Source organism: Arcobacter sp. CECT 8989 (assembly GCF_004116715.1).
In the GTDB taxonomy this organism is placed as follows: Bacteria; Campylobacterota; Campylobacteria; order Campylobacterales; family Arcobacteraceae; genus Halarcobacter.
The window spans coordinates 1-496 of the sequence record NZ_PDKE01000053.1; the positions used below are offsets into that span (position 1 = coordinate 1).

Annotated in this window: 1 protein-coding gene; it reads left to right on the forward strand. The window is 34.5% G+C overall.

From position 1 onward, the window contains the following. Positions 1 to 496: EF-Tu/IF-2/RF-3 family GTPase (locus CRV02_RS14395; RefSeq protein WP_258239328.1), on the forward strand; the 496-nt coding region annotated here is incomplete at both ends.

The following is a 496-nucleotide window of genomic DNA, read 5'->3' on the forward strand; positions in this document are numbered from 1 at the left end:
GCACTAGCTCTTGTAAGAGTATATGATGGAAGTATCAAAAAAGGGCAAGTACTTAAGATGATGAATACAAAAGTTGAGCATCCAGTATTAGACTTAATGTATCCACATCCTATTAAAAGAGAAAAAACAAAAGAGATAAAAACAGGAGAAATTGGTATAGTTGTATTAGGACTTAAAACTCTTGATGGAATTGCAGTTGGTGATACTATGACTGATGCAAAAAATCCAACACCAGAAGCAATTGATGGATTTGAACCAGCAAAACCATTTGTTTTTGCAGGACTTTATCCTATTGAAACAGATAAATTTGAAGACTTAAGAGAAGCCTTAACTAAGCTTCAATTAAATGACTCTTCTATCTCATTTGAACCTGAATCATCAGCTGCTCTTGGAAGTGGATTTAGAGCTGGTTTCTTAGGTATGCTTCACATGGAAGTTATTAACGAAAGACTTGAAAGAGAGTTTAATCTTGACCTTATTGCAACTGCTCCAACAG